Source organism: Streptomyces sp. NPDC005706 (genome assembly GCF_040631045.1).
Lineage (GTDB): Bacteria > Actinomycetota > Actinomycetes > Streptomycetales > Streptomycetaceae > Streptomyces.
The window spans coordinates 252504-278939 of the sequence record NZ_JBEXYS010000003.1 but is presented as its reverse complement, the minus strand read 5'-3'; the positions used below and the strand labels follow the sequence as shown (position 1 = coordinate 278939).

The window sequence follows — 26436 nt, the reverse complement described above, 5'->3', positions numbered from 1 at the left end:
ATGGGGTCATGGTTCGTAACCCCCTCACCCCCGAAGAGCGTGAACGCGGCGAGCGGCTCGGGCAGTTGCTGCGCGATGCGCGCGGCGGGCGGAGCATGGCCGAGGTCTCGGCGGCGGCGGGCGTCTCGGCCGAGACGCTGCGCAAGATCGAGACCGGACGGGCCCCGACCCCGGCCTTCTTCACGGTGGCCGCGCTGGCCGGGGCGCTCGGGCTGTCCATGGACGAGCTGCTGGCCCGCTGCGCTCCGGTACCCGTCTGACGGCCACCGGGCGCCGGATGACGCGCTCAACGGGCGGGACGGCGCGGCGAGCCGCCCGCACACTCGCCGAAAACTCCGCGTAGCGAGCCCGTAACACGGCTGGTGTTGCCTGACGGGCGAAGCGCTGGCGATCGGGCGGGAGGCGGGCATGGCTGTGGAGCAACTTCCGCATCGAGTCCGGGAGTTCGCGGACTACCTGGACGGCCTCCTCGGGCGTCTGGACCAGGGCGGCGGCTGGTGCGCCGTCTTCTGGAAGCGGGACCCCGAGGGGATGCGGGCCTGTCTCCACGGCCGTGAACTGCCGCCCTGGGACGTGCTGGAGTCGCTGCTGCAGGACCTCGCGGCGGCCCACGGCCCCGCCGTCGCCACGGCCGAGCGGGAACGCGCCCGCGCCCTGCACCTGGCGGCCGCCTCGGCGTACGACGCCCTGCCCGGCGCCCGCGACGCCCTCGGCGACCGTCTGGACGTCATGCTCCGCGAGCGGCGGTACGCCGCCGAACGCCGCTCCGAACTGAACCGCCGGCTCACCGGCGCGACCTCCCCCGGGGAGACCGAGGCCCTCCGCCTCGACCTCGCCTGGACCCACGACGACCACGACCGCGCCACCGCCCGCTGCGCCGAACTCAGGGCCCGGCTGTCCCGGCTGTCCCGCCCGGACGGGGGCGGGAGGGGCGCCGACGCGGGACCGCGCCCGGCGCGGCCCGTCCGTCAGGAGGCGGAGCCGCGGCCCGGTGCGCGTCCCTCCGGCGGCACGCGGGATTCCGCGCCCGCCGAGGACCCCGCCACGCCCCGCACGCTCACCCCTGACCCCGTCCCGCCTCCGGCCCGGCCCCGCAGGCGCCGCCGGGGCGGTGCCCGGTTCGCGGGGGCCGTCGAGGACGACGCCGTACCCGTGACCGGGGCGCCTCCGGCGCCCGTGGCAGCCGTGCCCGAGGTGCCCGGTGGACGGCGTTCACCGCGTGGGGCGCGGTTCGCCGGGGCGGGACCGGGGGAGGAGCCGGCGGAGCCGCCCTCCGAGGTGGTGGACGCGCAGGCGGGGCCGGCCGTGGCCGGGGCCGTGGAGCGGCTGGTGCTGCTGCGGGCGGAGGGGCGCACGGGCGAGGCGCACGTGCTGCTGGTGGAGATCGCGCACTGGCCCGCCGCCCGGCTCCCACTGCTCGCGGACGGGCTGCGGCGCGCCGGCCTCGGCGCCGACTGGGACACCCTGCTGTGGGAGGCCGCCGCACTGCCGGCCGAGCGGCTGGTCGCCGCCGCCGGCGCGCTGGAGGCGGCCGGCCGGACGGCGGACGGGCGGCAGATGCTCCGGCAGGGCGTGGCGCGGCCCGCCGCCGAGATCGGCGCGGCCGTGCTGGAACTGGCCGGGCAGGGACGGGACCGCGAGATGCGGGCGCTGCTGGACGCCTACGTCCGGGTGCGCGCGCCCGAGGAAGCGGCCCGCAGCGCCGCCGCCGACCCGGACCGGCTCGTCCCGCTCCTGCTGCAGGCCGCCGCGGGCGCCTCCGAGGAGCGCCACTGGGACCTGGTGCACGCCCTGCGGGTCGCCGGGTTCGCTCCGTGACCGGCGCCGCGATCACCCTAAGGAGTGGCAGACGTGATCGACTTGGCGGGTTGGCGACGATGGTCTTGGCAAGGACGTCCGGGAGGCTTACTTTCGTCCCTCTACAGGCCGTTTCTACGGGCGTAGAGGCTCGGACGTAGCGTCGAAGGAGCAGCTCATGGCCAACGTCGTACGTGCCGCACTGGTACAGGCCACCTGGACCGGCGACACCGGGTCCATGGTGGCGAAGCACGAGGAGCACGCGCGCGAGGCGGCCCGCCGGGGCGCGCGGGTCATCGGCTTCCAGGAGGTCTTCAACGCCCCGTACTTCTGCCAGGTCCAGGAGCCGGAGCACTACCGGTGGGCCGAACCGGTGCCCGACGGGCCGACGGTCCGCCGGATGCGGGACCTCGCCCGCGAGACCGGCATGGTGATCGTCGTACCGGTCTTCGAGGTCGAGCAGTCCGGCTTCTACTACAACACCGCAGCCGTGATCGACGCCGACGGCTCCTACCTCGGCAAGTACCGCAAGCATCACATCCCGCAGGTCAAGGGCTTCTGGGAGAAGTACTACTTCAAACCCGGCAACCTGGGCTGGCCCGTCTTCGACACGGCCGTCGGCAAGGTCGGCGTATACATCTGCTACGACCGGCACTTCCCCGAGGGCTGGCGGCAACTCGGACTCAACGGCGCGCAGTTGGTCTACAACCCGTCCGCCACCCACCGCGGACTCTCGTCCTACCTCTGGCAGCTCGAGCAGCCCGCCGCGGCCGTCGCCAACGAGTACTTCGTCGCCGCCATCAACCGGGTGGGCCAGGAGGAGTACGGCGACAACGACTTCTACGGCACGAGTTACTTCGTCGACCCTCGCGGGCAGTTCGTCGGCGACCCGGCGAGCGACAAGACCGAGGAACTCCTCGTCCGCGACCTGGACTTCGACCTGATCGAGCAGGTCCGGCAGCAGTGGGCCTTCTACCGAGACCGCCGACCCGACGCCTACGAAGGACTGGTGCAGCCGTGAACGACCTCTACGCCCGCCACCGGGGCGTCCTGCCCGACTGGCTGGCCCTGTACTACGACGAGCCCCTGGAGATCACCCACGGCGAGGGCCGGTACGTCTGGGACTCCGCCGGCAACCGGTACCTCGACTTCTTCGGCGGCATCCTCACCACGATGACCGCGCACGCCCTGCCCGAGGTGACCAAGGCCGTCACCGAGCAGGCCGGCCGGATCATCCACTCCTCGACCCTCTACCTGAACCGGCCGATGGTCGAACTGGCCGAGCGCATCGCCCAGGTCAGCGGCATCCCCGACGCCCGGGTGTTCTTCACCACCTCCGGCACCGAGGCCAACGACACGGCCCTGCTGCTGGCCACCACCCACCGGCGCACCAACACCGTGCTGGCCATGCGCAACAGCTACCACGGCCGCTCCTTCAGCACGGTCGGTATCACCGGCAACCGCGGCTGGTCCCCGACCTCGCTCTCCCCGCTGCAGACCCTCTACGTCCACGGCGGCGTCCGCGCCCGGGGCCCGTTCGCAGAGCTGGACGACCGCGCGTTCATCGACGCGTGCGTGGCGGACCTGAAGGACGTCCTCGGGCACACCCGGCCCCCCGCCGCGCTGATCGCCGAACCGATCCAGGGCGTCGGCGGCTTCACCTCACCTCCCGACGGCCTGTACGCGGCCTTCCGGGAGGTGCTGAACGCCCACGGCATCCTCTGGATCAGCGACGAGGTGCAGACCGGCTGGGGCCGCACGGGCGAGCACTTCTGGGGCTGGCAGGCGCACGCCCGCAGCGGCCCGCCGGACATCGTCACCTTCGCCAAGGGCATCGGCAACGGCATGTCCATCGGCGGCGTGATCGCCCGCGCCGAGATCATGAACTGCCTGGACGCCAACAGCATCTCGACGTTCGGCGGCACCCAGATCACCATGGCGGCGGGCCTCGCCAACCTCGGCTACCTCCTCGAACACGACCTCCAGGGCAACGCCCGGCGGGTCGGCGGTCTGCTCCTCGAACGGCTGCGGGGGGTCGGCGCGCAGCTGCCCGGGGTCCGGGAGGTGCGCGGACGCGGACTGATGATCGGCGTGGAGCTGGTCAGACCCGGCACCGACGAGGCCGATCCGCGCGCGGCCGCCGCCGTCCTGGAGGCGGCCCGCGACGGCGGCCTGCTCATCGGCAAGGGCGGCGGCCACGACACCAGTGCCCTGCGCATCGCCCCGCCGCTGTCCCTGACCGTGGCGGAGGCCGAGGAGGGCGCGGCGATCCTGGAACGCGCGCTGAGGAGCACGTACTAGAGAGCGGATCGACGGCGATGACCACCACCTCCCACTCCCGGCGCCCCGGCTGGCAGCCGCTGGAACCCGCCCTGTCCGTCCGGCAGGTGCTCACCCTGGAGCGGGTGCTCGCCGGGGAGCCCGAGGTGGTGGCCGGAGCCGGGCAGCTCGACCGGCCGGTGCGCTGGGTGCACGTCGCCGAGGCCGCCGACGTCGGGGTGATGCTCACCGGCGGCGAGATGGTGCTCACCACCGGGGTGCTGCTGGCCGGTGACGAGGCCAAGCAGGCCGAGTACGTGCAGTCCCTGCACCGGGCGGAGGCCGCGGCCGTCGTCCTCGGGCTCGGCCGGGCCTTCCCCACGCCGCCCGAGGTGATGCGCCGGGCCGCCGAGCGGTGCGGGCTGCCCATGGTCGTGCTGCACCGGCCCTTCCCGTTCGCCGAACTGACCGAGGAGGTCCAGTCGCGCCTCGTACGGCGGAAGTTCGCCGCCGTGAGCCTGTCGGAGACCGTACGGACCGCGCTCACCGGGCTGATCACCGCGGGCGCTCCGCTGCAGCGCCTGCTCGACGAGGTCGCCCAGCACAGCGGCTGCCCCGTCGTCGTCACCAACCTCGCCCACCGCGTCCTCGCCACGGCGGGGGAGCGGCCCGCGGTGGACGACGTGCTGCGAGACTGGGAGCGGATCGCCCGCCAGGCATGGGGGCACCACCCAGGCCGTTCAGGCACTGGGGGAGGCAGCGAGGGCGACGGCTGGATCCGCGCCGAGCTGGGCGGGCGCGGTGAGCGATGGGGCCGGCTGCTGCTGTGCGGGTACCGGGGCGACACGGCCACCGGGCGGCTGCTCGCCGACCGGACCGCCGAGGCGCTCGTGCTGCACCGCATGCTGGGCGGCGGCTCCGCCCACACCTGGGAGGAACAGTCGGCGCAGAGCCTGCTCACCGACCTGGTCTCCGGGGTCGTGCCCGCCCGGCAACTGCTGCCCCGGGCACGGGCGGCCGGGCTGCCGGTCAACCGGCGGACCTTCGTCCCCCTCGTCGTGCCCGGCGGGGACGCGGGCCAACTCGACCGGATGCTGCGGCTGCTGGGCCTGTCCGGGCTGGTCGCGGAGCTGGCCGACGGCGCCACCGCCGTGCTGCTCAGCCTCGCCCGCGACCAGCACGCCGAGGCCCTCACCGCGCACTTCGCCGCGCGGCTGCGGACGGAGAGCGGGGCGCCGAACGCCGTGGTCGCGGCCGCCGATCCGCGCACCGTGTGGGAGGACGTACCCGCCGGGCTGCGGGAGGCCCGGCACGTCGCCGACGCCGTGGCCGACTCCTCCGCCGTCCTCGACCTGCCGGCCGTCGTCCGGCTGCGCGACGTCCACTTGCGCGGCCTGGTACGGCTGTTGCGGGACGACCCGCATGTGCAGTCCTTCGCCGAGCGGGAGCTGGACGGGCTGCTGTGCGGGGCCGACCAGGAACTGCTGAACGTGCTGCGGACGTATCTGGCGACGGGCCGCAACAAGTCCCGCACCGCCCAGCTGCACCATGTCTCCCGGCCCGCCCTCTACCGCCGGCTGGAAGCCATACAGGCACGGCTCGGCGTCGACCTCGACGACTTCGAGCAGGCGGCCTCCGTGCACATCGCGCTCCTCGCGCATGACGCGCAACAGGGGTGAGACATGGGACGACCCGGGAATAACGGCGGTGAAACATGAGCCGGCGAACACGTGACACGGTGGCACGCCGACCGCCCGCGGACGTGACACGCTGCAACTCAAATGGGCCCACCGGGCTTCCTAGTCTCGCCGTACACCGAGCGACCGGAGGTCCCGATGAGCCGAGTGATCCGTGCCGCCCTCTTCCAGACCGCCTGGACCGGCGACAAGGAGTCGATGATCCAGGTCCACGAGCAGGCGGCCCGCGACGCGGCCGCGCAGGGCGCCCAAGTCCTCTGCTTCCAGGAGCTGTTCTACGGCCCCTACTTCTGCCAGGTGCAGGACAAGGCCTTCTACGAGTACGCCGAGCGGATCCCCGACGGCCCCACCGTCCGGCGCTTCCAGGCGCTGGCGCGGGAGCTGGGCATCGTCCTGGTCCTGCCCATGTACGAGGAGGAGCAGCCGGGCGTCCTGTACAACACCGCCGCCGTGATCGACGCGGACGGCTCCTACCTCGGCAAGTACCGCAAGACCCACATCCCCCAAGTGCAGGGCTTCTGGGAGAAGTTCTACTTCCGGCCCGGAAACAGCGGCTGGCCCGTCTTCGACACCGCCGTCGGCCGGATCGGCGTCTACATCTGCTACGACCGCCACTTCCCGGAGGGCTGGCGGGCGCTGGGCCTCGCCGGTGCCGAGATCGTCTTCAACCCCTCGGCCACCTCGCGCGGTCTCTCCCGCTACCTGTGGCAGCTGGAGCAGCCGGCGGCGGCCGTCGCCAACGAGTACTTCGTCGGCGCGATCAACCGGGTCGGCGTGGAGGACCTGGGCGACAACGACTTCTACGGCACCACCTACTTCGTGGACCCTGAGGCCCAGTTCGTCGGCGAGGTGGCGAGCGACAAGGAGCCCGAACTCGTCGTCCGCGACCTGGACCTGGCCAAGCTCCGCGAGGTCCGCGACTGCTGGCAGTTCTACCGCGACCGGGCACCCGGCGCCTACACGCCGCTGACCGCGCCCTGACCGCAGCGCCCACCCTGGGAGGAGAGGGACCATGAGCAGCCGTACCGTCATCCGCGGTGGTCTCGTCATCACCGCGTCCGACGAGATCCACGCCGACGTCCTGATCGAGGACGGCCGCATCGCCGCCCTCGCCGCCTCCGGCACCCCCGCCGCCGAGGCGTTCGGCGCCGGCCAGGTCGTCGACGCCACCGGGAAGTACGTCATCCCCGGCGGCGTCGACGGACACACCCACATGCAGATGCCGTTCGGCGGCACCACCGCCGCCGACACCTTCGAGACCGGCACCCGCGCCGCCGCGTGGGGCGGTACGACCACGATCGTCGACTTCGCGATCCAGAGCGTCGGCGGCACCCTGCGCGAGGGTCTGGACGCCTGGCACGCCAAGGCCGAGGGCAACTGCGCGATCGACTACGCCTTCCACATGATCGTCTCCGATGTGAACCAGGAGACGCTCAAGGAGATGGACCTGCTGGTCGAGGAGGGCGTGACCAGCTTCAAGCAGTTCATGGCCTATCCCGGGGTGTTCTACTCCGACGACGGCCAGATCCTGCGGGCCATGCAGCGCGCCGCCGAGAACGGCGGCCTGATCATGATGCACGCCGAGAACGGCATCGCCATCGACGTCCTGGTCGAGCAGGCGCTGGCCCGGGGCGAGACCGACCCCCGCTACCACGGGGAGGTCCGCAAGGCCCTGCTGGAGGCCGAGGCCACCCACCGGGCCATCCGGCTCGCGCAGGTCGCCGGGGCCCCGCTGTACGTCGTGCACGTCTCGGCGCAGGAGGCGGTCGCGGAACTGGCCAGGGCGCGGGACGCGGGGCTCAACGTGTTCGGTGAGACCTGCCCGCAGTACCTGTTCCTGTCCACCGACAACCTCGCCGAACCGGACTTCGAGGGCGCCAAGTACGTGTGCTCCACCCCGCTGCGCCCCAGGGAGCACCAGGCGGCGCTGTGGCAGGGCCTGCGCACCAACGACCTCCAGGTGGTCTCCACCGACCACTGCCCGTTCTGCTTCACCGGCCAGAAGGAGCTGGGCCGGGGCGACTTCTCCAAGATCCCCAACGGCCTGCCGGGCGTGGAGAACCGCATGGACCTGCTGCACCAGGCCGTCGTCGACGGCCACATCTCCCGGCGCCGCTGGATCGAGATCGCCTGCGCCACCCCCGCCCGCATGTTCGGCCTCTATCCGAAGAAGGGCACCATCACCCCCGGCGCCGACGCCGACGTCGTCATCTACGACCCGCACGCCGAACAGGTCATGTCCGCCGAGACGCACCACATGAACGTCGACTACTCGGCCTACGAGGGCAGGCGCACGACCGGCCGCGTGGAGACCGTGTTCTCGCGCGGCGAACTCGTCATCGACCAGCGGGAGTACACCGGGCGTGCCGGTCACGGCGCCTTCACTCCGCGCACCACCTGTCAGTACCTCAACTAGGAGTGACGCCCATGGACTTCGGGCTCGTGCTGCAGACCGACCCGCCGGCCTCCCGTGTCGTCAGCCTCATGAAGCGGGCCGAGCGCAACGGCTTCGGCTACGGCTGGACCTTCGACTCCGCCGTGCTCTGGCAGGAGCCGTTCGTGATCTACAGCCAGATCCTCGCGAACACCACCGGGCTGCGGGTCGGCCCCATGGTGACCAACCCGGGCACCCGCACCTGGGAGGTCACCGCCTCCACCTTCGCCACCCTCAACGACATGTTCGGCAACCGCACGGTGTGCGGGATCGGCCGCGGCGACTCCGCGATGCGGGTCGCCGGCCGCAAACCCAACACGCTGGCCCGGATCAGTGAGGCCATGAAGGTCATCCGTGCCCTCGGCCGGGGCGAGGAGGCCGACCTCGGCGGCACGAAGATCCGCTTCCCGTGGGTCGCTCCCGGCGCCGAACTCCCGGTGTGGATGGCCGCGTACGGCCCCAAGGCCCTGAAGATGGCCGGCGAGGAGGCCGACGGCTTCATCCTCCAGCTCGCCGACCTCTACCTCACCGAGTACATGGTGAAGGCCGTCAAGGACGCGGCCGTCGCCGCCGGCCGCGACCCGTCCGAGGTCACCGTCTGCGTGGCCGCCCCCGCCTACGTCACCGCCGACGACTCGCCCGAGGCGCTCGCCCACGCCCGCGAGCAGTGCCGCTGGTTCGGCGGCATGGTCGGCAACCACGTCGCCGACCTGGTCGCCAAGTACGGCGAGCACTCCGCCCAGGTCCCCGGCGAACTCACCGAGTACATCAAGGCCCGCCAGGGCTACGACTACGCCCACCACGGGCGCAGCGGCAACCCCGACACCCAGTTCGTGCCCGACGAGATCGTCGACCGGTTCTGTCTGATCGGCCCGGCCGAGAAGCACATCGAGAAGCTGAACGCCCTGCGCGAGCTGGGCGTCGACCAGTTCGCCGTGTACGACATGCACGACGCCCAGGAAGCCGTCATCGACGCCTACGGCTCCCGGGTGATCCCGGCGGTCAACGCCTGACCGCCACCACCCCGTTGGTCTCCCCCTCGCCACGGCGGCCCCGCCGCGGCGAGGGGGCACAGGGCGCCCGCCCGCGCACCCCCCATGCGCCGCCCGCACGGCCTCTCCCGACCCACCTCACCCCGATTGGCCCGCCCATGACCGACACCGCTCCCTCGGCCATACCCCTTTCCGGCCAGGTGACCCAGCCCGACGGGCGGGTCGAACTCGCCCCCGGCACCCGGCCGCCCGGCGGCCGGTACGCCAACGAGGACCTGCTCCCCGTACCGGTGGAAAGACGCACCTGGACGACGTACAACTTCTCCGCGCTGTGGGTCGGCATGGCCCACAACACGGCCTCCTGGACCCTGGCCTCCGGACTGATCGCGGTGGGCATGGACTGGAAACAGGCCGTGTTCACCATCGCCCTCGCGAACCTGATCGTGCTCGTGCCGATGCTGCTCACCGGCCACGCCGGACCCAAGTACGGCATCCCGTTCCCGGTCTTCGCCCGCGCGAGCTTCGGCGTGCGCGGCGCCAACCTGCCCGCCGTCGTACGGGCGTTGGTGGCGTGCGGCTGGTTCGGCATCCAGACCTGGATCGGCGGCGAGGCCATCTACTTCCTCGCGGGCAAGCTCATCGGCGACCGCTGGGCGAACGCCTCGCACATCGGTGGCCACGCCTGGACCATGTGGCTGTCGTTCGCCATCTTCTGGGTCATCCAGATCGCCATCATCTACCGCGGCATGGAGACCATCCGCCGCTTCGAGAACTGGGCGGCGCCCTTCGTCCTGGTCGGCGCGTTCGTGATGCTGTGGTGGATGAGCAGCAAGGCCGGGGGCGTCGGACCGCTCTTCGACCAGCCGTCCAAGCTGGGCTGGGGCGGCGACTTCTGGAAGCTGTTCTGGCCCTCCCTGATGGGCATGATCGGCTTCTGGTCGACCCTGTCGCTGAACATCCCCGACTTCACCCGCTACGGCCGGAGCCAGCGGGCCCAGACCCGGGGGCAGGCCCTCGGCCTGCCGACCACGATGACCCTGTTCGCGTTCCTGTCCGTGCTGGTCACCTCCGGGTCCCAGGCGGTCTACGGCGAGCCCGTCTGGGACCCGGTCCAGCTCGCCGCCAAGACGGACAACGTGGTCGGTCTGCTCTACGCCCTGGTCACCGTGCTGGTCGCCACCCTGTCCGTGAACATCGCGGCCAACCTGGTCTCCCCGGCGTTCGACTTCTCCAACGTCGCCCCGCGCAAGGTGAGTTTCCGCACCGGTGCGCTGATCACCGCGGTCCTGGCCGTGCTGATCTTCCCGTGGAAGCTGTACTCGGACCCGCAGGGCTACATCTTCACCTGGCTCGGCCTGGTCGGCGGTCTGCTCGGCACGGTCGCCGGCATCCTCGTCGCCGACTACTGGATCCTGCGCCGCACCCGGCTGGTCCTGGCCGACCTGTACCGCGTGGGCGGCCGGTACTGGTACGCGGGCGGCTGGAACTGGCGGGCCGTCGCCGCGTTCCTGGCCGGCGGCGTGCTGGCGATAGGCGGCGCCGACTTCCACCCGCTGATCGACGGCCGCCCCATCCCGGCCCTGTCGTCCCTCGCCGACTACGGCTGGGCGGTGGGCCTCGGCACCTCCCTGGTGCTGTACCTGACGCTGACCTGGCTCACCGGCCACAAGGAGGACACGGCGGAGCCGGCGGTCTGAGGCGGACCGGCCCCGGCGGCCCCGGCCGCCGGGGGCGAACCGCATCCTCCACCCCAACGCCACTCTCGCACCCGCCCGTTGGGATACTCGGCGCTTGTGAAGAGACAAGCGTTGCTGTGGTCCGCCGCCTGCCTCGCGCTGGCCTCCTGCCATGCCGGGATGGCGACCGCCGGCCCGGAGACCGAGCGGAGCGGGCCCGTGCCCGCGGACCAGCGCCAGGCCGCGCCAGATCTCGTGGGCGACAGTCTGGACGGCGGGCCGCTCCGGCTGGCCGACTACCGGGGGGAGGTCGTCGTCCTCAACGCGTGGGCGTCCTGGTGCGGCCCCTGCCGGGCCGAGGCGCCCGAACTCCGAGCGGCACACGAACACCTCGCCGCGAAGGGCGTGCGGGTTCTCGGACTCGACGCCGACACCGACCCCGCGAGCGGCCGTGCCTTCCAGCGGGAGCACCGGCTCGGCTATCCCAGCTTCCGGGACCCCTCCGGCCGGCAGATGCTGAGGTTCCCCAGGGGGACGGTGCCGCCGGGCGTGCCGTTCACCGTCGTCATCGACACCCGGGGCAGGATCGCGGCCGTCCACGCCGGGCCCGTCACCGAACGGGAGGTGCGCGACCTGGCGCTGCCGCTCACCCGCTCCTGAGGGGAGGTCAGCCGGACGTGCCCGAACCCAGGGCGGCCACGGCGCTCTTCGCCGCCTTGATGGCACCCTTGTTGATCTCGTCCGTGCTCGGTGCTTTCTTGCTCTCGAAGTCGCTGCCGTTGTAGGTGACGACGACCAGCGCGTTGGAGGCCCGCACCAGCACCACGCCCTCGCGGGTCTCCTGCTTGCTCTCGGTGGTGAGGTTCACGACCGAGTAGCCGGCGTCACCGACACCCGGAACCTCGCCCCCGCCGCTCTTCTCGCTGACACGCTGCTGGTACTCCTTCTTCGCGGCGTCGTCCGAGTCGGTGATCTCGAACGAGACGTCGAGCCAGCGGTAGTCGTAGCCCTCGAGGGCGTTCCAGGAGCAGGTGCGGCGCAGCGAGGTGTCGGTCGACGGGATCTCCTTGCCCGACGTCTTCGCCCCGGGCACCAGGGACTTGACGGTCGCCACGGGCACGCTGGTGCAGGGCGCGGGCGCGGCCCTGTACGACTTCGACACCGCGGTGGACGACGGCGCGGACGCCGAGCCGGTGGGCGCCTGCTGGGACGACCGGTGACCGGCGGTGGCCGCCGGTGCGGCCGGATCCGACGACAGCGCCCAGCCGGCGCAGGCGAGTACGGCGACCGGCGTCAGGCGCGCGGTCAGGGCGAGCGGCAGAGGCAGTGAACGCACGGCGCACTTCTCGTGGGGGAAGGGGGCGCGGAAGGGTCCCGCGGGGTGGGCTGGGACGACAGTGTCACACGACTCCCTGTGCGGCGGAAGGCCGAACTCGCTGTGTGCCCGGCCGGTGACGCAGGCTCATGGACGCCGTGCTGAAAATTCCGTCATGTCGGGTCAGGGGACGCGCGCGGTCCACTCCGGCGAGGTGAACTTCGTGCGCGCCAGCTCCTCGGCCCGCGCCAGTTCCCCTTCCGTCACCTTGCCGTCGACGAGGCCGTACCGCCCCCGGAACGACTCGATCATCCGCTCGATGACCGCGTCCCGCGGCAGCCCCGTCTGCCGGCGCAGCGGATCGACCCGCTTCTTCGCACTCCCGGTGCCCTTGTCGGACAGCTTCTCCCGCCCGATCCGCAGCACCTCGAGCATCTTGTCCGCGTCGATGTCGTACGACATGGTCACGTGGTGCAGCACGGCCCCGGGACCGCCGCCCGGTCCGGCGACCCGCTTCTGCGCCGCGCCCGCGATCTTGCCCTGGTCGGTGGCGATGTCGTTCAGCGGCTGGTACCAGGCGCGGATGCCCATCTCGCCGAGGGCGCCGAGCACCCAGTCGTCCAGGTAGGCGTAGCTGTCCTGGAAGGACAGGCCCTGCACCAGCGACTCGGGCACCGACAGGGAGTAGGTGATCGTGTTGCCGGGCTCCACGAACATGGCGCCGCCGCCGGAGATCCGCCGGACCACCTCGATGCCGTGCCGGGCGGCGCCCTCCGGGTCCACCTCGTTGCGCAGCGACTGGAAGCTGCCGATGATCACCGACGGCGCGCCCCACTCCCACACCCGAAGCGTGGGCGGCCGGCGGCCCGCAGCCACCTCGGCGGTCAGGATCTCGTCCAGGGCCATGTGCAGGGCCGGCGGCTGCGGGCCCTCGTGGATGAGCTGCCAGTCGTAGTCGGTCCAGTCCGTGGCGTGCGCGAGCGCCCGGCGCACCGCGATCCCGACGCCCTCCGAAGTCAGGCCGTACATGACCGTCCCCGCGGGCAGCGCCGCGTCGATCCGCGCGGCCAGCCCGGCCGCGTCGGTGTCCGCAGGGGCGCCCTCGAGCGCGCGGTTCACCGCGTCCAGCGCCTCGTCCGGCTCCAGGAAGAAGTCGCCCGCCACGCGCACCTCGCGCAGCACACCGTCCTCGGCCGCCACGTCCACGACGACCAGCTTGCCGCCGGGCACCTTGTACTCACCGTGCACTGCCTGGGCCTCCCTCCTCCATCAGGAGATCAACGCCCGGGGGCGCGGTGGTGTTCCCGTGGAGGAGGTGAAGGAAGGGCCACGGGAGCCGGGCCGGATCTCCACGGCGTCCGCGCCGGACATCTCCGATACTGGTGGGCCCGGCCCACACGCGCGAGCACCGAGGTGACATATGCGGTTCACCACCCGGCCCACCCTCCAGGGCACCTTCGGCATGGTGTCCGCCACGCACTGGCTGGCCTCCCAGTCGGCGATGGCGGTGCTGGAGGGCGGGGGCAACGCCTTCGACGCGGCCGTGGCCGGAGCCTTCGTGCTGCACGTGGTGGAGCCGCACCTGAACGGGCCCGCCGGCGAGGTGCCCATCCTGCTCGCGCCGGCCGGCGGCGAGGTGCGCGTGCTGTGCGGGCAGGGCGTCGCCCCGGCCGCCGCCACCGTCGCGCACTACCGGGGGCTCGGTCTGGACCTCGTACCCGGCACCGGACCGCTCGCCGCCGCCGTGCCCGGCGCCTTCGACGCCTGGCTGCTGCTCCTGCGCGACCACGGCACCAGGTCGCTCGAGGACGTACTGAAGTACGCCGTCGAATACGCCGAGCACGGGCACGCGCCCGTGGAGAAGGTCGGCGCGACCGTGGAGAGCGTACGGGAGCTGTTCGAGACCGAGTGGGCCTCCTCCGCCGAGGTGTACCTGCCCGGCGGCCGGGCGCCCCGGCCCGGCGAACGTCTGCGCAACCCCGCCCTGGCCGCCACCTGGCGGCGGCTGCTGGCCGAGACCGCCGGGGCCGGCGGCCGGGAGGCGCGCATCGACGCCGCGCGCGAGGTGTGGCGCTCCGGCTTCATCGCCGAGGCCCTGGTACGGCAGTCCCGGCGGCCCACCCTGGACACCAGCGGGCGGCGGCACACCGGCACCCTCACCGAGGCCGACCTGGCCGGCTGGTCGGCCGGCTACGAGGCGCCGGCGACCTACGACTGGAACGGCTGGACCGTGTGCAAGCCGGGCCCGTGGAGCCAGGGCCCCGCCTTCCTCCAGCAACTGGCCCTGCTCCCGCCCGAACTGCCCGCGTACGGCTCGGCGGACTACGTCCACCTGCTGATCGAGGGCTGCAAGCTCGCCATGGCCGACCGGGAGGCCTGGTACGGGGACGCGGCCGACGTGCCGCTCGCCGCACTGCTGTCGGACGAGTACAACGCCGGCCGCCGCGCCCTCATCGGCGAGAAGGCCTCCCACGAGCTGCGCCCCGGCAGCCCCGGCGGGCGCTCCCCGCGGCTGCCCGCACAGACACACGCGCGCGTGACCGGCGACGATCCCGGGTTCAACCCGATGGGCGCGGGCGAGCCGACCGTCGCGGACCTGACCGGCGAGGCCCAGGTGGCCGCCGACGGCGGCACCCGCGGCGACACCTGCCACCTGGACGTCGTGGACCGCTGGGGCAACATGGTCGCGGCCACGCCCAGCGGCGGCTGGCTGCAGTCCAACCCGGTCGTGCCCGAACTCGGCTTCCCGCTCGGCACCCGGCTGCAGATGACGTGGCTGGAGGAGGGGCTGGCCAACTCCCTCACCCCGGGCCGCCGCCCCCGTACCACCCTGAGCCCGTCCCTCGCGCTGCGCGGCGGCGCCCCGGTCATGGCGTTCGGCACGCCCGGCGGGGACCAGCAGGACCAGTGGCAGCCGCACTTCTTCCTCGCCGCCGTGCTGCGCGCCCCGGTCCGCGGCGGCCTCGACCTGCAGGGCGCGATCGACGCCCCGAACTGGCACAACGACAGCTTCCCCAGCTCCTTCTTCCCGCGCGGCCGGCGCCCCGGCAGCGTCACCGTGGAGTCCCGTACGGAACCCGGGGTGATCGACGAGCTGCGCCGCCGGGGCCACGACGTCACGGTCGGCCCCGGCTGGTCGGAGGGCCGCCTGTGCGCGGTGGCCCGGGACCCGGAGACGGGCGTCCTGTCGGCCGCCGCGAACCCGCGCGGGATGCAGGGGTACGCGGTCGGCCGCTGACGGCCGGCCCGGCACCCGCTCTTCATCCCGATTCCACCCGGTGTCCACCGGGCGGGCGGGGATTGTCAGTGGCACGTGGTCTCATGGAGGACATGATCGACGAAACGGAAACCATCGAGGAGTTTCTCACCCGCGGCTCGGCCGACGTGGAGGAAGCGGTCCGCAAGGCCGCGGCGGCCGAGATCCTGCCCCGCTTCCGCCGCCTCGCCGAGCACGAGGTGGACCGCAAGAGCGGACCGCACGACCTGGTGACGGACGCCGACCGGCTCGCCGAGCAGCGGCTCACCGAAGTCCTCGGCGCCCTGCTGCCCGGCTCGGTCGTGGTCGGCGAGGAGGCGGTGCACGCCAACCCGGCCACTTACGAGGCGATACGGGGCGACGCACCGGTCTGGATCATCGACCCGGTCGACGGCACCCGGCAGTTCGTGCACGGCGACGAAGGCTTCTGCACGCTGGTCGCGCTCGCCCACCGGGGCGTCGTACAGGCCTCGTGGACCTACGCCCCCGTACCGGACCGGTTCGCCACGGCAGTCCGCGGCCGGGGCGCCTTCCTCGACGGCGAGCGGCTGTTCGCGGGCCCGCCCGCGCCCGGCCGTGACCTCGCCGTCGCCACCTCCCACCCGGACTTCACCACCGACGAGCAGAAGCACGCGCTGCGCGCCCTGTGGGCCGACGGCCTCGCTCCGCGCCCCTGCGGCTCGGCGGGACTGGAGTATCTCGCCCTGGCCCGGGGCGAGTTGGACGCCGTCGCGTTCTCCTGGGAGGCGGCGTGGGACCACGCGGCGGGCCTGCTGCTGGTCGAGGAGGCGGGCGGCGCCCACCTCACCCTCACCGGTGAGCCGTTCCGGGTGACCGGTGGCAACACACTGCCGTTCACCGCGGCCCGGGACGCCGCCACCGCCCGCCGCGTGGCGCACCTGCTGGCCACGGGCGGCTGAGGCACCCGGCCCGGTCACCGCGGGGCCACCGGCATATCCTGATCGCGAGTGGCCATCGGCTGACGAAGGAGTCCGAAGGTGCCGTCGATGCTCGATGCGGTCGTGGTGGGTGCGGGACCGAACGGACTGACCGCTGCCGTGGAGCTGGCCCGCAGGGGTCACTCCGTCGCCCTGTTCGAGGCGCGGTCCACCGTCGGCGGCGGCGCCCGCACCGAGGAGCTGACGCTGCCCGGCTTCCGGCACGACCCGTGCTCGGCCGCCCACCCCCTCGGCATCAACTCACCCGCCTTCCGCGCCCTGCCCCTGGAGCGGTACGGCCTCCAGTGGGTGCACGCGGGCCTGCCCATGGCGCACCCGTTCCCGGACGGCGGCGCGGCCGTGCTGGCCCGGTCCGTCGCCGAGACGGCGGCCTCCTTCGGCCCGCGCGACGCGGGCGCGTACCGCAGGCTGGTGGCGCCGTTCCTGGCCAAATGGGACACCCTGGCCCGGGACTTCATGTCGCTGCCGTCGACCGCGCTGCCCCGCGACCCGGTGACCCTGGCCCGCTTCGGCCTCGCCGGCCTTCCGCCCTCCACCCTGCTCATGCGCCGCTTCCGCGACGAGCCCGTCAAGGCCCTCTTCTCCGGCCTCGTCGCCCATGTGATGGCGCCCCTCGGCGGCTTCGCCACCGGCGCCATCGGCCTGGTCTTCGCACTGGCCGCGCACGCCCGCGGCTGGCCCCTGGCCCGCGGCGGCTCCCAGGCCATCTCCGACGCCCTCGCCGCCTACCTCACCGACCTCGGCGGCGCCGTCCACACCGACTACGAGGTCAAGCGCCTCGACGACCTGCCACCGGCCCGCGCGTACGTGTTCGACACCTCGCCCGCCGCGCTCGCCCGCATCGCCGGCTTCGGCGGCCACTACGACCGCTTCCGCTACGGCCCCAGCGTCTTCAAGATCGACTACGCCCTGGACGGCCCGGTCCCCTGGACCGCACCCGAGGCCCGGATCGCCGGCACCGTGCAGGTCGGCGCGAGCCAGGCCGAGATCGGCACCGCGCTGCACGCCGCGTCCCGCGCGGGCCGCGCCCCCGACCGGCCGTTCCTGATCACCGTCCAGCCCAGCGTGGCCGACCCCACCCGGGCGCCCGAGGGCAAGCACGTCTTCTGGGCCTACGGCCACGTCCCGAACGGCTGGCGGGGAGACCTCACCGACGCCGTGGAACGCCAACTGGAGCGGTTCGCCCCCGGTTTCCGCGACCGCGTCCTGGCCCGCGCCACCACGGGCCCCGCCGAACTCGCCGCCCACAACGCCAACTACGTCGGCGGTGACATCGCCTGCGGCGCGGCCTCCGGGCTCCAGCTGCTGCTGCGCCCCAGACTGTCCCTGTTCCCGTACCACACCCCCCACCCGGCCGTCTTCATCTGCTCCTCGGCCACCCCGCCGGGCCCCGGCGTGCACGGCATGTCGGGGCACAACGCGGCGAAGGCCGTCTGGCGGAGACTGAGGCAGACATGACCACCATCACCCTCGTCCAGGGCGACATCACCCGGCAGAGCGCCGACGCGATCGTCAACGCCGCCAACTCCTCCCTGCTCGGCGGCGGGGGCGTGGACGGCGCGATCCACCGCAGGGGCGGCCCCGCGATCCTCGAGGAGTGCCGCGCGCTGCGCGCCTCCCGGTACGGCAAGGGACTGCCCACCGGCCAGGCGGTCGCCACCACGGCCGGCGCGCTGGACGCCCGCTGGGTCATCCACACGGTGGGCCCGGTCTGGTCCGCCACCGAGGACCGCTCGGAACTCCTCGCCTCCTGCTACCGCGAGTCCCTGAAGGCCGCCGACGAACTCGGCGCCCGCACGGTCGCGTTCCCGGCCGTCTCCACCGGCGTCTACCGCTGGCCGATGGACGACGCGGCCCGCATCGCGGTGGGGACGGTGCGCGGCACACCGACCTCGGTCGAAGAAGCACGCTTCGTCCTCTTCGACGAGCGGGCGTACGAGGCGTTCGCCGCTCAGCTCCCCTGACGAACGCCGCGGAGCGCGAGCGGCCGCGTGCGGTGGACCGGGCGGCGGCGGTCGAGGACGACGAACCGCACGGGACGCTCGGAGAACCTCGGGAGCCGCCGGACGTGGCGCACGACCCCGCCGACCACCACCGGAGGGCCGGGAAGTAGGAGCGGCGCGACGGTACGGGGCCGGGGCGCCGCCCCGCTCCGTCGAGGCGGGATCGCCTGAGTGAGAGGTCGGTTGCAGCGCCGCGTGGGGGGAACGAGGGCGGCGCTGCAACGGGTCGATCCTGGCGCGCCCGCGGCCTGGTGACCATCCGGGGCCCGTACGCACGGATACGCAATCAATTCGCGGCCGTCTCCAGGGCCTGGGCGAGTTGCTGCCGGGAGCGCACGCCGATCTTCTGGAGTGCCCGGGCGACGTGCTGCTCGACGGTCCGCGGGGACAGGTGCAGGGTGGCGGCTATCTCCCGGTTGGACATGCCCGCGGCGGCCAGCTCCGCGACCTCCGCCTCGCGTGGCGAGAGCACATCGCCGTACCGGGGGCGCCCGGGCGGCCGGCGTTCCCCGGCGGGCTGGTGAAGGCGCAGGTCGGCGCGGGTGCGGGCGGCGTCCCACGGCGCGCCGAGCGAGTCGAACACCGTGGCGCGGTCGGTGAGCGCCGCGAGCGCGGCGCCGTCGTCGCCGTCGAGTGCGAGGGCGCAGCGAGCGGCGCTCACCGAGGTGAGGGCTTCGTGGTAGGGACGGGGCAGCCCGCGGTACGCGGTGGCGCTCCTCTCGTAGAACGCGGCGGCCTCGGCCGTCTCCCCCGTGTGCTCGGCGAGGACGCCGCGGGTCCAGGCGAGCGCGGCCTCCGCCGACGGTGCGTCGCGGCCCCGCAGCCCGGCCGCGAACTCCTCGGTCATCGCGCTCGCGGTGAACGCGTCCTCGGCCCGCAGGGCCGCTTCCACCGCCCAGGGGGCGAGTTCCGCGGCCCAGGCCCACAGGCCCTTGGCGCGCAACCGCTGCCACGCTGCGGTGGCCTCCGCGGCGGCACCGGCGATGTCGTCGTGGGCGAGGGCGAGCCGGGTCAGGGCACCCGACACGGTCGCCGAGATCGGTACCGGACCGGTGTCGAGATCGGCCGCTTCGGGACCGGTCAGGTGGGCGAGCGCGTCCGCCCATTCGCCGCGGGACAGGGCGAGCAGTCCGAGGACCATCCGGGCGTCGGAGGTGAGGTAGGGCATGTCGCCGGCCTCGTCGACGAACGCGCGGCACCGATCGGCGAGTCCGGACCAGCGGCCGGTCGCCCAGTCGAGGACGAGGGCACAGCCGCGGCCGGTGTGCTCGGCGTAGACGGCGCCGCTGCGCGCGGCCAGATCGACGCCCTCGGCGAGCAGGGCACGCGACTTCTCGTAGTGGCCGAGCCACACCACCGCGTCCGCCGCGTTGCACAGGCCGCGGGCGGTCTGCTGCCGGCAGCCGACGAGGTCGCTGTCGCGGGGCAGGCGCTCGACGAGCTTCCAGGCGGCCGGGTCACCGCTGTTGAGCAGGACGCTCACGTGGTTCGCCGCGACGGCGGCCTGGACCACGGGGTCTCCCGACTCCTCCGCGACCGCCACGGCACGCTCGCTCCAGGCGATGTTGTCGGCGAAGGACGCGTCCGGTCCGTACGGCATGGCGAGCGCCGACATCGCCCGGGCCATCGGCGCCGGCCGGTCCCGCAACTCGTCGACCGCGCAGGCGAGTTCGTTTCGGCCCTCGATGACCAGGCCCATCTGGTTGCACTGCAGGAGTCCGAGGTCCAGACGGATCTGACCGCGCACGGCGAGGGGCAGACCCGGGTCGGCGACGATGTGCCGGAGAACCTTCAGCGTCTGGTCGGAGCGCATGCCCACCACCGCGCAGCGGGCGAGCAGCACGGCGAGCCGGGCGCGGGTCCCCTCGGGGACCGAGGCGGTCGCCAGCGCCGACTCCAGAAGGCCCACGGCACGCTGCTGCTCGCCCGCGTCCTCGTACCGCTGTGCGGCGCGTTCCACGGCGTGCAGCCGGCCCCGTTCGTCGCCGCAGGCGCGGCGATGGCCGGCCACGCGTTCCCAGGGCACGGGATGGCGTCCGGTGAGCAGGCGCGCGGCCCGTCGGTGCAGTGCCTCGCGCACGGGCCCGGTCGCGGCGCGGCGGACGGCGACGGCCGCGAGCGGTGAGACCAGGCCGTACCGGTCGTCGTCGTGCTCGACCAGGGCCGCCGCGCGTAAGGCTGCCGCCAGGGCGTCGTGACCGGCCCGGCCGGTGAGGCCCGACACTACGGCGAGGTCGCGGGACGCGGCGGGCTCGTCGAGGACGGCGGCGGCGAAGACGATCTGTCGGTGCTCTTCGGGCACGGCGGCGGTACGCCGCAGAACCAGGGCGTCGAGGCGTGGAGGGGGGTCCAGCCTTCGAAGGTCCGCGGGAAGCGGCCGGCCGTCGGCGGGGAAGTCCGCGACCAGTTCGTCGAGCAGGTCGGCCACGGTCTGCGCGACGCCCCCGGAGGCGCGGTGCAGGGCGTCGGCCAGGCCGGCCGGACAACGGCTCGCGCCGAGCGCGTCATCGGCCATCCGGCGGACGGCGTCGACGCCGAGCGGCCCGAGGGCATGCCGTACGACGGTGAGGGCGGCCGGGAACTCGGTGTCGGGTCCCAGAACCAGACCCGGCTCGGTGAGTTCCTCGGGGCGGTAGCTGAGGACGCACGCGAGACGAGCGGGCGGGGCGGCGAGCAGCGCACGCAGGCCCGCGGTGTCGGCGGGTGCCGCGCGGTGCACGTCCTCGACGACGAGGAGCACGGGCCCCCGGCCGGGCGGTGGCCCGTCGGAGGCCGTCCGGTGCACGGTCTCGGTCCGGGCGGCCGCCAACCGGTGCAGCAGGCGGCTCTTGCCGGTCCCCGCGGGACCCTCGACCAGCAGCAGGAGGGGGCGGCCGGGCCCGTCCGGGTCGAGCGCCGAGTCGAGCCGTCTCAGCAGCGCGGCCTCGGCGCCGTCCCGTTTGCCGGCATCCGGCATGGTTCGTCACCCCGATTTCACACGCACAACATCGTTGTTTGCGTATCCGTACTCAGTCTGCCCTGATTGCCGCTGCTCCGGGCGGCGGGCACGGTTGAAATCCGTAAGGCCCCGGATCCGCGAGGAGCGGCGGGGGTCACCGCCGACACGGTCGGATGCCGAGCAGGAGTACGGCGTGAGCAACGTGACGTGTGCGAGCCCCGGTGGGGCCCTCCCAGGTGTGGCCGAGCCTGCGAGATCCGAGTGCCTCCGCGAGCCGGTGCCCGCCGGTGCCGGCCGGATCCTGGCGGTGGCCGCCCTCACGGCCTCCGCGCACGCCGTACCCCGACTGCGGCGGATGGCAACGGCGGTGGCGCGCGGCCGCGGGCTGTCCGATGCGGCGGAGGAGGCGCTCGCCGTGGTCGTCAGTGAACTGGCGACCAACGTCGTCCTGCACAGCGGCAGCGCCGACCTCACGGTGATGCTGGAGGCCGGCGACGCCGAGCTGACCGTGGAGGTACGCGACCGGGGGCGGTGGCGGGAGCGTCCCGGCCCCCGCTGTGAGGAGGCCGACATGGACGCCGAGTTCGGCCGCGGGCTCGCCCTGGTCGACGCGTACTCCGTAGCCCGATCCGTGCGCCGTTCCGACGAGGGCACGCTGATGCGCGTGGTGATCGCCCTGTGACTGGGGCGCTCCGCCGTCAGCTCAGCAGCCGGTGCTTCTGGGCCTCGAACTCCTCGTCCGTCAGGACGCCTTGCGACTTCAGGTCGGCCAGCTGCTTGAGCTGATCGATCTTGCTGGTCATGTCGTCACCGGCGGCCGGCTGTGCGGCGGCGGGCGCGGGCGGCGGGGCCATCTGCTGCTGTTGCTGCGCGTACTGCTGCTGTTCGTACTGCTGTTGCTGCTGCTCGCTGTCCTGCTGCGCCCACCGGCCGGCCTGCCGGCGCGAGACCCGGTTGGACACGGCGGTCGCGGTACCGGCGACGACGGCTGTGCGTGCGACGCCCCTGAGCAGTCCGGGCATGATCGTCATCTCCCAGTGTCGAAAGGGCCGGCCGGTCAGGCGGCCGCGGAGCCGCCGGGGGGAACCGTCTCCTCCGTGGCGTCCAGCGAGGCCAGCAGGGCCTGGACGGGGATGCGGCCGCTCGCCACGAGCTGGGCGCCGCTGCGCCGGAGCGCGCGGGCCAGGGGAGCGGCCCACAGGTTCTCGTACACCAGCACCGCGGCGGAGTTGCCGGGCTCCAGCGCGTTGCCCGCCTCGTCGATGTCGCCCTGGTCCAGCACGCCGGCGGAGGCGCCTTCGAAGACGGTCAGGTCGATCTCGTCACCGAGGTCGCGCAGCTCCAGCGCGACGACCGAGCCGTCGGTCTCCTTGCGGATGAAGGCCAGGTCGATGATGCGGACGATGCCCCGCTCGGCGAGATCGACCAGCAGCGGGAACGCCTCGCCCGTCATGCGGTTGCCGGGAAACTCGATCACGAGGTAGTCGACGGGGCCCATTTCTTCGACGCTGTCCATGACCACTCCTTGGAAGCCGCGTGCGTCCGCCCCCCAGCGCCAATTGCAGCACGCGGCGCGGGGCCCCGCACTTCCGAACCGGACGCGTCAACCGGTGAGCTGGTAGATGCTCTTGCCCACCAGCCAGAACCCCAGCACCAGACAGAGGCTCACCAGCGCCTGGTCCTGGTGGCCCGCCATCCACGCGCGCAGCCTGAGCAGGCGGGCCTTCGCCGCCGTCGGGGAGAACAGTACGTACAGCTCCACGGCCAGCAGGGTCGCGGTGGCGAGCAGACAGAAGCCGCACAGGGCGAGCCAAGTCGTGAAGTGCGAGGTGTCCGCCTCCACCACCGTCGTCGCCCCCGCCGCGACCATGCCCCAGGGCTGCAGCAGGACGGCGAGCCCCGCGGCGGCCCAGGGCGTACCGCGGTCCATCCGGGCGGTGAGCCGTGAGGACGAGGACTCCTTGCCCTGAGCGGGGGACGGGGCCGGGGCCGCGCCGGCGGTCCGGCGGCGACGCCGGCGTTCGCCGTAGAGGATCAGCGACAGCCCGATGAGCAGCTTGAGCGCGAGGACGGCGGTCGAGGGCGGGGACCTGGGCGGGGGCGGCTGCCCGCCGGTGAAGGCGAGGACGATCGCGATCACCGCGACCAGGCAGGCCAGCCAGCTCAGGATGAACACCAGCCCCTTCCACACGCCCTTCGCCGACGCCACCACCAGGACGAAGGCCATGAGGGGCAGCGGGTCGAGCGTGATGGCCAGGCCGATGAGCAGCAGGTCGAGCACCATGGCGGACCCCAACGTGTCGGAACACCACGAGAGTAGGCAGGGCCCGCCGGAACGACATCTCGTGTCCGCGGACCCCGGCCGGCGGATCGTGTCCGGGGTGCCGTGCCGGGCGCCGCCCCCCAGTCTGGACGCAGCGAAAGGAGCCACGCCATGCCGACCTCCGCACGCGTGTCGTCGGTGGGCCGGATGGTCGCCTGGGCGAAGTCGGCACACCGCCGGGCGGAGAGCCGCTTCCCGGTGGTCACGCATCTCGCGGACCGCATGGTGTCGGTGAACATCTTCGACTCCGGCACCCGCCTCGCCGCGCAGTGCTTCCTGACCGCGGTCCCGCTGCTGTTCGTGGTCGCGGCCTACGCCCCCTCGTCGGTGCGCCATCAACTGGTCGAGTCGGTGCGCGCGGTGTTCGGGCTGACCGGCCCGGCCAACGCCGAACTCGTGAAGGTGTTCGAACCCACGACGGGCAATCTCCAGGAGGCCACGGGCATCGTGGGCGGTCTGATGGTGCTGTTGTCGGCCACCGCCGTCAGCCGGGCGATGCAGCGGCTGTGCAAGCGCGCCTGGGAGATCCCGAGAGCGGGCACCCATATCGCCCCGTGGCGGTGGCTGGCGTGGCTCGTCCTGTGGCTCGGTGTCCTGGTGCTCCAGGGCCCGGTCCGCGACGGGTTCGGGGTGGGCGCCTGGCTGGGCGTTCCCCTCACGCTCCTCACCCAGGTGGGGCTCTGGTGGTGGACCCAGCATCTGCTGCTCGGCGGGCTGGTCGGCTGGAAGCCCCTGCTGCCGGGCGCCGTGCTCACGGCGGTCGTGCTCACCGTGCTGGCGATGACCGCGCGCCTGTACATGCCGCGGGCGCTGAACAGCGCCCTGGCCGAATACGGCCCCGTCGGCTCCGTCTTCGTGCTGCTGTCCTGGCTCATCGTGGTCTGCGTCGCGGGAGCCGTCAGCATCAGCGTCGGCGCCGTCATCGCCCAGGAGCCGTTCCTGGCGCACCGCCTCGGCAGCCCGCCGGCTCTGCGGGACCGCGACCCGCGAACCCTCTGAGGGGCCGTACGCGCGCGAAGTTCCCGGCATCGCCCGTACGGCGGTGTACACCGCGCGGAGGGCCCACCGCCCCTCGCCCGTCCGGGCTACCCAGCGCGCGTGGGAGGCACGGGCCTGACGCAATGGGGATGTTCAGGCCCCTACCACGCCGGAGGCCCCACGTGCCCGCCTCATCCGACCCGCACGCACCCGGCCCCCAGCACCCGGACCAGGCCCCACCCGCTTCGGCCCCCGGCCCCGAGCGCCCTGACCAGGGCTCGCAGGCGTCGGCCCCCGGCCCCGAGCGCCCTGACCAGGGCTCGCACGCCTCCGGGCCGGACCTCGGCCGCCCCGAGCCGGGCCCGGGCCCGGACGCTTCGAGCGCCGGCCCGCACGCCTCCGGCCCCCCGGCGCACGGGGACAGCCCCGACGCCGACCGGCGCCCGCCCGGCGGGACCTCCGGGCCTCCTGGACCGGGGCCCGGCGGTGGTGGCGGCGGGGAGGGCGGGGCGCGGCGGGGCAGGAGCGCGGGGCATGTGGCGCGCGCCGTCGCCTCGGCCGTGCTGATCGTGCTGACCTGCGTCCTCGTACCCGTCGCGCTGCTCGCCACCTGGGTGCACGACATCGTCCTCGACACCGACCGCTACGTGGCCACGGTCGATCCGCTGGCCACCGACCCCGCGATCCAGGACGCCGCGGTCCACCGGATCACCGAGGCCGTCGGCGCGCACGTGGACGGTCAGCGGGCCGCCGGGGACATCGCCACCTGGCTGCAGTCCCAGGGCCTGCCGCCGCGCGCCGCCGACGCGATCAGGGGGCTGGGACCGCAGCTCGACTCCGCGGTCAACCAGGCCGTCACGAAGACCGCCACCCGCGTCGTCGAGAGCGACGCCTTCGCCAAGGTGTGGAACACCGCCAACCGCGCCGCCCACAACGCCGTCGTGCACGCCCTGACCGGCCAGGGGCGCGGCGCGGTCGGCGTCAGTGACGGCACCGTCACCCTGGACGTGGGCACGGCCGTCGACCGGGTCAAACAGGAGCTGGTGAACGCCGGCCTGAAGCCCGCCGACAAGATCCCGCAGGTGAACAAGGAACTGGTGCTGTTCCACTCCGACGAACTCGCCAAGTTCCGCAAGGCCGCCCACCTCCTCGACGTCGTCGGCAACTGGTTCCCGGTGCTCGTCGTCGTCCTCGGCGCCGCCGGGGTGTTCCTGGCCCGCCGGCGCCGAAGAGCGCTCGCCCGCACCGCGCTGGGCGCCGCCTTCGCCTGCCTCGTGGTGGCCATCGCCCTGATCGTGGCCCGCCGCTACTACCTCGACCACCTGCCGCCGAAGGTGCAGTCCAAGGCCGCCGCCGCGGCCGTCTTCGACACCCTGGTGCACTTCCTGCGGATCAGCCTGCGCACGGCCGTCGTCCTCGGCGTCGTCATCGCGCTCGGCGCCTATTTCGTCGGGCCCGGCCGGCTGCCCGTGGCCGTCCGCGGCGCGTCCGACCACACGGCCGACTCCGCCGCGCGCTGGGCGGCCGCCCACCACATCAGCACCGGACGGGTCGGCTCCTGGGCACTGGCCTACCGCCGGATCATCACCCTCGCCGTCCTGCTGATCATCGCGCTTGTCTTCGCGCTCTGGAACCATCCGACCGTGCTCACGGTCCTGCTGCTGGTCCTCGTGCTGCTCGGCGTCCTGGCGGTGCTCGCCCTGCTGGCGGCGGCCGGCCGCACCCAGCTCCACGCGGCGAGCGGGGCGGCGCGCCCGCCCACCGACAGGACCTGACCGACCCCGCTCCGCCGGACGGGCCCGGAACGCG

23 protein-coding genes are annotated in these 26436 nt (G+C 73.5%); 17 read left to right on the top strand and 6 right to left on the bottom strand.

The annotated features are described in order from the left end of the window. Positions 1 to 8: 8 nt before the first annotated feature. From ABZ478_RS07775 to ABZ478_RS07730, 10 genes are all read left to right on the top strand, one after another. Entirely contained in the window at positions 9 to 260 is a 252-nt protein-coding gene (locus ABZ478_RS07775; RefSeq protein WP_359546292.1) for a helix-turn-helix transcriptional regulator, read from the top strand. 148 nt (positions 261 to 408) lie between these two features. After that, positions 409 to 1818 carry a hypothetical protein gene (locus ABZ478_RS07770; protein ID WP_359546290.1) on the top strand — a complete coding sequence of 470 codons (1410 nt, stop codon included), beginning with the start codon at positions 409 to 411 and terminating at the stop codon, positions 1816 to 1818. A gap of 157 nt (positions 1819 to 1975) precedes the next feature. Continuing rightward, positions 1976 to 2818 (top strand): nitrilase-related carbon-nitrogen hydrolase, encoded by an 843-nt coding sequence (locus tag ABZ478_RS07765; RefSeq protein WP_359546288.1) that lies wholly within the window; start codon positions 1976 to 1978, stop codon positions 2816 to 2818. Beyond that, entirely contained in the window at positions 2815 to 4098 is a 1284-nt protein-coding gene (locus ABZ478_RS07760; RefSeq protein ID WP_359546286.1) for an aspartate aminotransferase family protein, read from the top strand. The genes ABZ478_RS07765 and ABZ478_RS07760 overlap by 4 nt, the downstream gene beginning before the upstream one ends. A 17-nt stretch (positions 4099 to 4115) precedes the next feature. Then, entirely contained in the window at positions 4116 to 5735 is a 1620-nt protein-coding gene (locus ABZ478_RS07755; protein ID WP_359546285.1) for a PucR family transcriptional regulator, read from the top strand. Between the two features lie 156 nt (positions 5736 to 5891). Then, positions 5892 to 6734: a nitrilase-related carbon-nitrogen hydrolase gene (locus ABZ478_RS07750; protein WP_359546283.1), complete on the top strand. Its 843-nt coding sequence runs from the start codon at positions 5892 to 5894 to the stop codon at positions 6732 to 6734. A gap of 31 nt (positions 6735 to 6765) precedes the next feature. Beyond that, positions 6766 to 8169 (top strand): dihydropyrimidinase, encoded by a 1404-nt coding sequence (gene hydA / locus ABZ478_RS07745; protein WP_359546282.1) that lies wholly within the window; start codon positions 6766 to 6768, stop codon positions 8167 to 8169. Positions 8170 to 8180: 11 nt separating this feature from the next. Further along, a complete protein-coding gene (locus tag ABZ478_RS07740) occupies positions 8181 to 9200 on the top strand; it encodes a TIGR03842 family LLM class F420-dependent oxidoreductase (protein ID WP_359546280.1) in 1020 nt (339 codons plus the stop codon). Positions 9201 to 9337: 137 nt separating this feature from the next. Continuing rightward, positions 9338 to 10876, top strand: a complete 1539-nt coding sequence (locus tag ABZ478_RS07735) for an NCS1 family nucleobase:cation symporter-1 (protein WP_359546278.1) — start codon at positions 9338 to 9340, stop codon at positions 10874 to 10876. 96 nt (positions 10877 to 10972) lie between these two features. After that, positions 10973 to 11515 carry a TlpA disulfide reductase family protein gene (locus ABZ478_RS07730; protein WP_359546276.1) on the top strand — a complete coding sequence of 181 codons (543 nt, stop codon included), beginning with the start codon at positions 10973 to 10975 and terminating at the stop codon, positions 11513 to 11515. Positions 11516 to 11522: 7 nt separating this feature from the next. Here ABZ478_RS07730 and ABZ478_RS07725 read toward each other — a convergent pair whose 3' ends face one another. Further along, the gene (locus ABZ478_RS07725; RefSeq protein ID WP_359546274.1) at positions 11523 to 12191 is read right to left on the bottom strand and encodes a hypothetical protein; all 669 of its coding nucleotides are present in this window, start codon (positions 12189 to 12191) and stop codon (positions 11523 to 11525) included. A gap of 162 nt (positions 12192 to 12353) precedes the next feature. Beyond that, positions 12354 to 13418, bottom strand: coding sequence for a biotin/lipoate A/B protein ligase family protein (locus tag ABZ478_RS07720; RefSeq protein WP_359546272.1), 1065 nt, complete (start codon positions 13416 to 13418; stop codon positions 12354 to 12356). A gap of 172 nt (positions 13419 to 13590) precedes the next feature. Between ABZ478_RS07720 and ABZ478_RS07715 the strand changes: the two genes are divergently transcribed. The 4 genes from ABZ478_RS07715 to ABZ478_RS07700 all read left to right on the top strand — a co-directional run bounded on the left by ABZ478_RS07715 (position 13591) and on the right by ABZ478_RS07700 (position 18349). Beyond that, the gene (locus ABZ478_RS07715; protein ID WP_359546270.1) at positions 13591 to 15408 is read left to right on the top strand and encodes a gamma-glutamyltransferase; all 1818 of its coding nucleotides are present in this window, start codon (positions 13591 to 13593) and stop codon (positions 15406 to 15408) included. 92 nt (positions 15409 to 15500) lie between these two features. Then, entirely contained in the window at positions 15501 to 16346 is an 846-nt protein-coding gene (locus ABZ478_RS07710; protein WP_359546268.1) for an inositol monophosphatase family protein, read from the top strand. A gap of 87 nt (positions 16347 to 16433) precedes the next feature. Continuing rightward, entirely contained in the window at positions 16434 to 17843 is a 1410-nt protein-coding gene (locus ABZ478_RS07705; RefSeq protein ID WP_359546266.1) for an NAD(P)/FAD-dependent oxidoreductase, read from the top strand. Next, positions 17840 to 18349, top strand: coding sequence for an O-acetyl-ADP-ribose deacetylase (locus ABZ478_RS07700; protein ID WP_359546264.1), 510 nt, complete (start codon positions 17840 to 17842; stop codon positions 18347 to 18349). Before ABZ478_RS07705 ends, ABZ478_RS07700 begins: the two co-directional genes overlap by 4 nt. 325 nt (positions 18350 to 18674) lie before the next feature. Here the strand turns inward: ABZ478_RS07700 and ABZ478_RS07695 are convergent, their stop codons facing one another. Next, on the bottom strand, positions 18675 to 21344 hold the full coding sequence (locus tag ABZ478_RS07695; RefSeq protein ID WP_359546262.1) for a LuxR C-terminal-related transcriptional regulator: 2670 nt from the start codon (positions 21342 to 21344) through the stop codon (positions 18675 to 18677). Positions 21345 to 21564: 220 nt separating this feature from the next. Here ABZ478_RS07695 and ABZ478_RS07690 point away from each other — a divergent pair, with 220 nt between their 5' ends. After that, a complete protein-coding gene (locus tag ABZ478_RS07690) occupies positions 21565 to 22008 on the top strand; it encodes an ATP-binding protein (protein ID WP_359546260.1) in 444 nt (147 codons plus the stop codon). Positions 22009 to 22024: 16 nt separating this feature from the next. Here the strand turns inward: ABZ478_RS07690 and ABZ478_RS07685 are convergent, their stop codons facing one another. The 3 genes from ABZ478_RS07685 to ABZ478_RS07675 form a co-directional block, all read right to left on the bottom strand. After that, a complete protein-coding gene (locus ABZ478_RS07685) occupies positions 22025 to 22348 on the bottom strand; it encodes an SHOCT domain-containing protein (RefSeq protein WP_359546738.1) in 324 nt (107 codons plus the stop codon). A 35-nt stretch (positions 22349 to 22383) separates the two neighbouring features. Beyond that, positions 22384 to 22842 (bottom strand): DUF6325 family protein, encoded by a 459-nt coding sequence (locus tag ABZ478_RS07680; RefSeq protein ID WP_358927716.1) that lies wholly within the window; start codon positions 22840 to 22842, stop codon positions 22384 to 22386. Between the two features lie 87 nt (positions 22843 to 22929). Beyond that, positions 22930 to 23610: a GAP family protein gene (locus ABZ478_RS07675; RefSeq protein WP_359546258.1), complete on the bottom strand. Its 681-nt coding sequence runs from the start codon at positions 23608 to 23610 to the stop codon at positions 22930 to 22932. A gap of 150 nt (positions 23611 to 23760) precedes the next feature. Here ABZ478_RS07675 and ABZ478_RS07670 point away from each other — a divergent pair, with 150 nt between their 5' ends. After that, positions 23761 to 24648: a hypothetical protein gene (locus tag ABZ478_RS07670; RefSeq protein ID WP_359546256.1), complete on the top strand. Its 888-nt coding sequence runs from the start codon at positions 23761 to 23763 to the stop codon at positions 24646 to 24648. Between the two features lie 161 nt (positions 24649 to 24809). Next, complete coding sequence (locus ABZ478_RS07665) at positions 24810 to 26402, top strand: hypothetical protein (protein ID WP_359546254.1); 1593 nt, start codon at positions 24810 to 24812, stop codon at positions 26400 to 26402. Positions 26403 to 26436 lie beyond the last annotated feature (34 nt).

Coding starts and splice junctions, on each gene's coding strand:
- ABZ478_RS07765 (WP_359546288.1), top strand. CDS start 1,976: ATGGCCAACGTCGTACGTGCCGCACTGGTACAGGCCACCTGGACCGGC.
- ABZ478_RS07770 (WP_359546290.1), top strand. CDS start 409: ATGGCTGTGGAGCAACTTCCGCATCGAGTCCGGGAGTTCGCGGACTAC.
- ABZ478_RS07705 (WP_359546266.1), top strand. CDS start 16,434: ATGCTCGATGCGGTCGTGGTGGGTGCGGGACCGAACGGACTGACCGCT.
- ABZ478_RS07710 (WP_359546268.1), top strand. CDS start 15,501: ATGATCGACGAAACGGAAACCATCGAGGAGTTTCTCACCCGCGGCTCG.
- ABZ478_RS07695 (WP_359546262.1), bottom strand. CDS start 21,344: ATGCCGGATGCCGGCAAACGGGACGGCGCCGAGGCCGCGCTGCTGAGA.
- ABZ478_RS07740 (WP_359546280.1), top strand. CDS start 8,181: ATGGACTTCGGGCTCGTGCTGCAGACCGACCCGCCGGCCTCCCGTGTC.
- ABZ478_RS07685 (WP_359546738.1), bottom strand. CDS start 22,348: ATGCCCGGACTGCTCAGGGGCGTCGCACGCACAGCCGTCGTCGCCGGT.
- ABZ478_RS07750 (WP_359546283.1), top strand. CDS start 5,892: ATGAGCCGAGTGATCCGTGCCGCCCTCTTCCAGACCGCCTGGACCGGC.
- ABZ478_RS07700 (WP_359546264.1), top strand. CDS start 17,840: ATGACCACCATCACCCTCGTCCAGGGCGACATCACCCGGCAGAGCGCC.
- hydA (WP_359546282.1), top strand. CDS start 6,766: ATGAGCAGCCGTACCGTCATCCGCGGTGGTCTCGTCATCACCGCGTCC.
- ABZ478_RS07755 (WP_359546285.1), top strand. CDS start 4,116: ATGACCACCACCTCCCACTCCCGGCGCCCCGGCTGGCAGCCGCTGGAA.
- ABZ478_RS07675 (WP_359546258.1), bottom strand. CDS start 23,610: ATGGTGCTCGACCTGCTGCTCATCGGCCTGGCCATCACGCTCGACCCG.
- ABZ478_RS07680 (WP_358927716.1), bottom strand. CDS start 22,842: ATGGACAGCGTCGAAGAAATGGGCCCCGTCGACTACCTCGTGATCGAG.
- ABZ478_RS07670 (WP_359546256.1), top strand. CDS start 23,761: ATGCCGACCTCCGCACGCGTGTCGTCGGTGGGCCGGATGGTCGCCTGG.
- ABZ478_RS07775 (WP_359546292.1), top strand. CDS start 9: ATGGTTCGTAACCCCCTCACCCCCGAAGAGCGTGAACGCGGCGAGCGG.
- ABZ478_RS07735 (WP_359546278.1), top strand. CDS start 9,338: ATGACCGACACCGCTCCCTCGGCCATACCCCTTTCCGGCCAGGTGACC.
- ABZ478_RS07715 (WP_359546270.1), top strand. CDS start 13,591: ATGCGGTTCACCACCCGGCCCACCCTCCAGGGCACCTTCGGCATGGTG.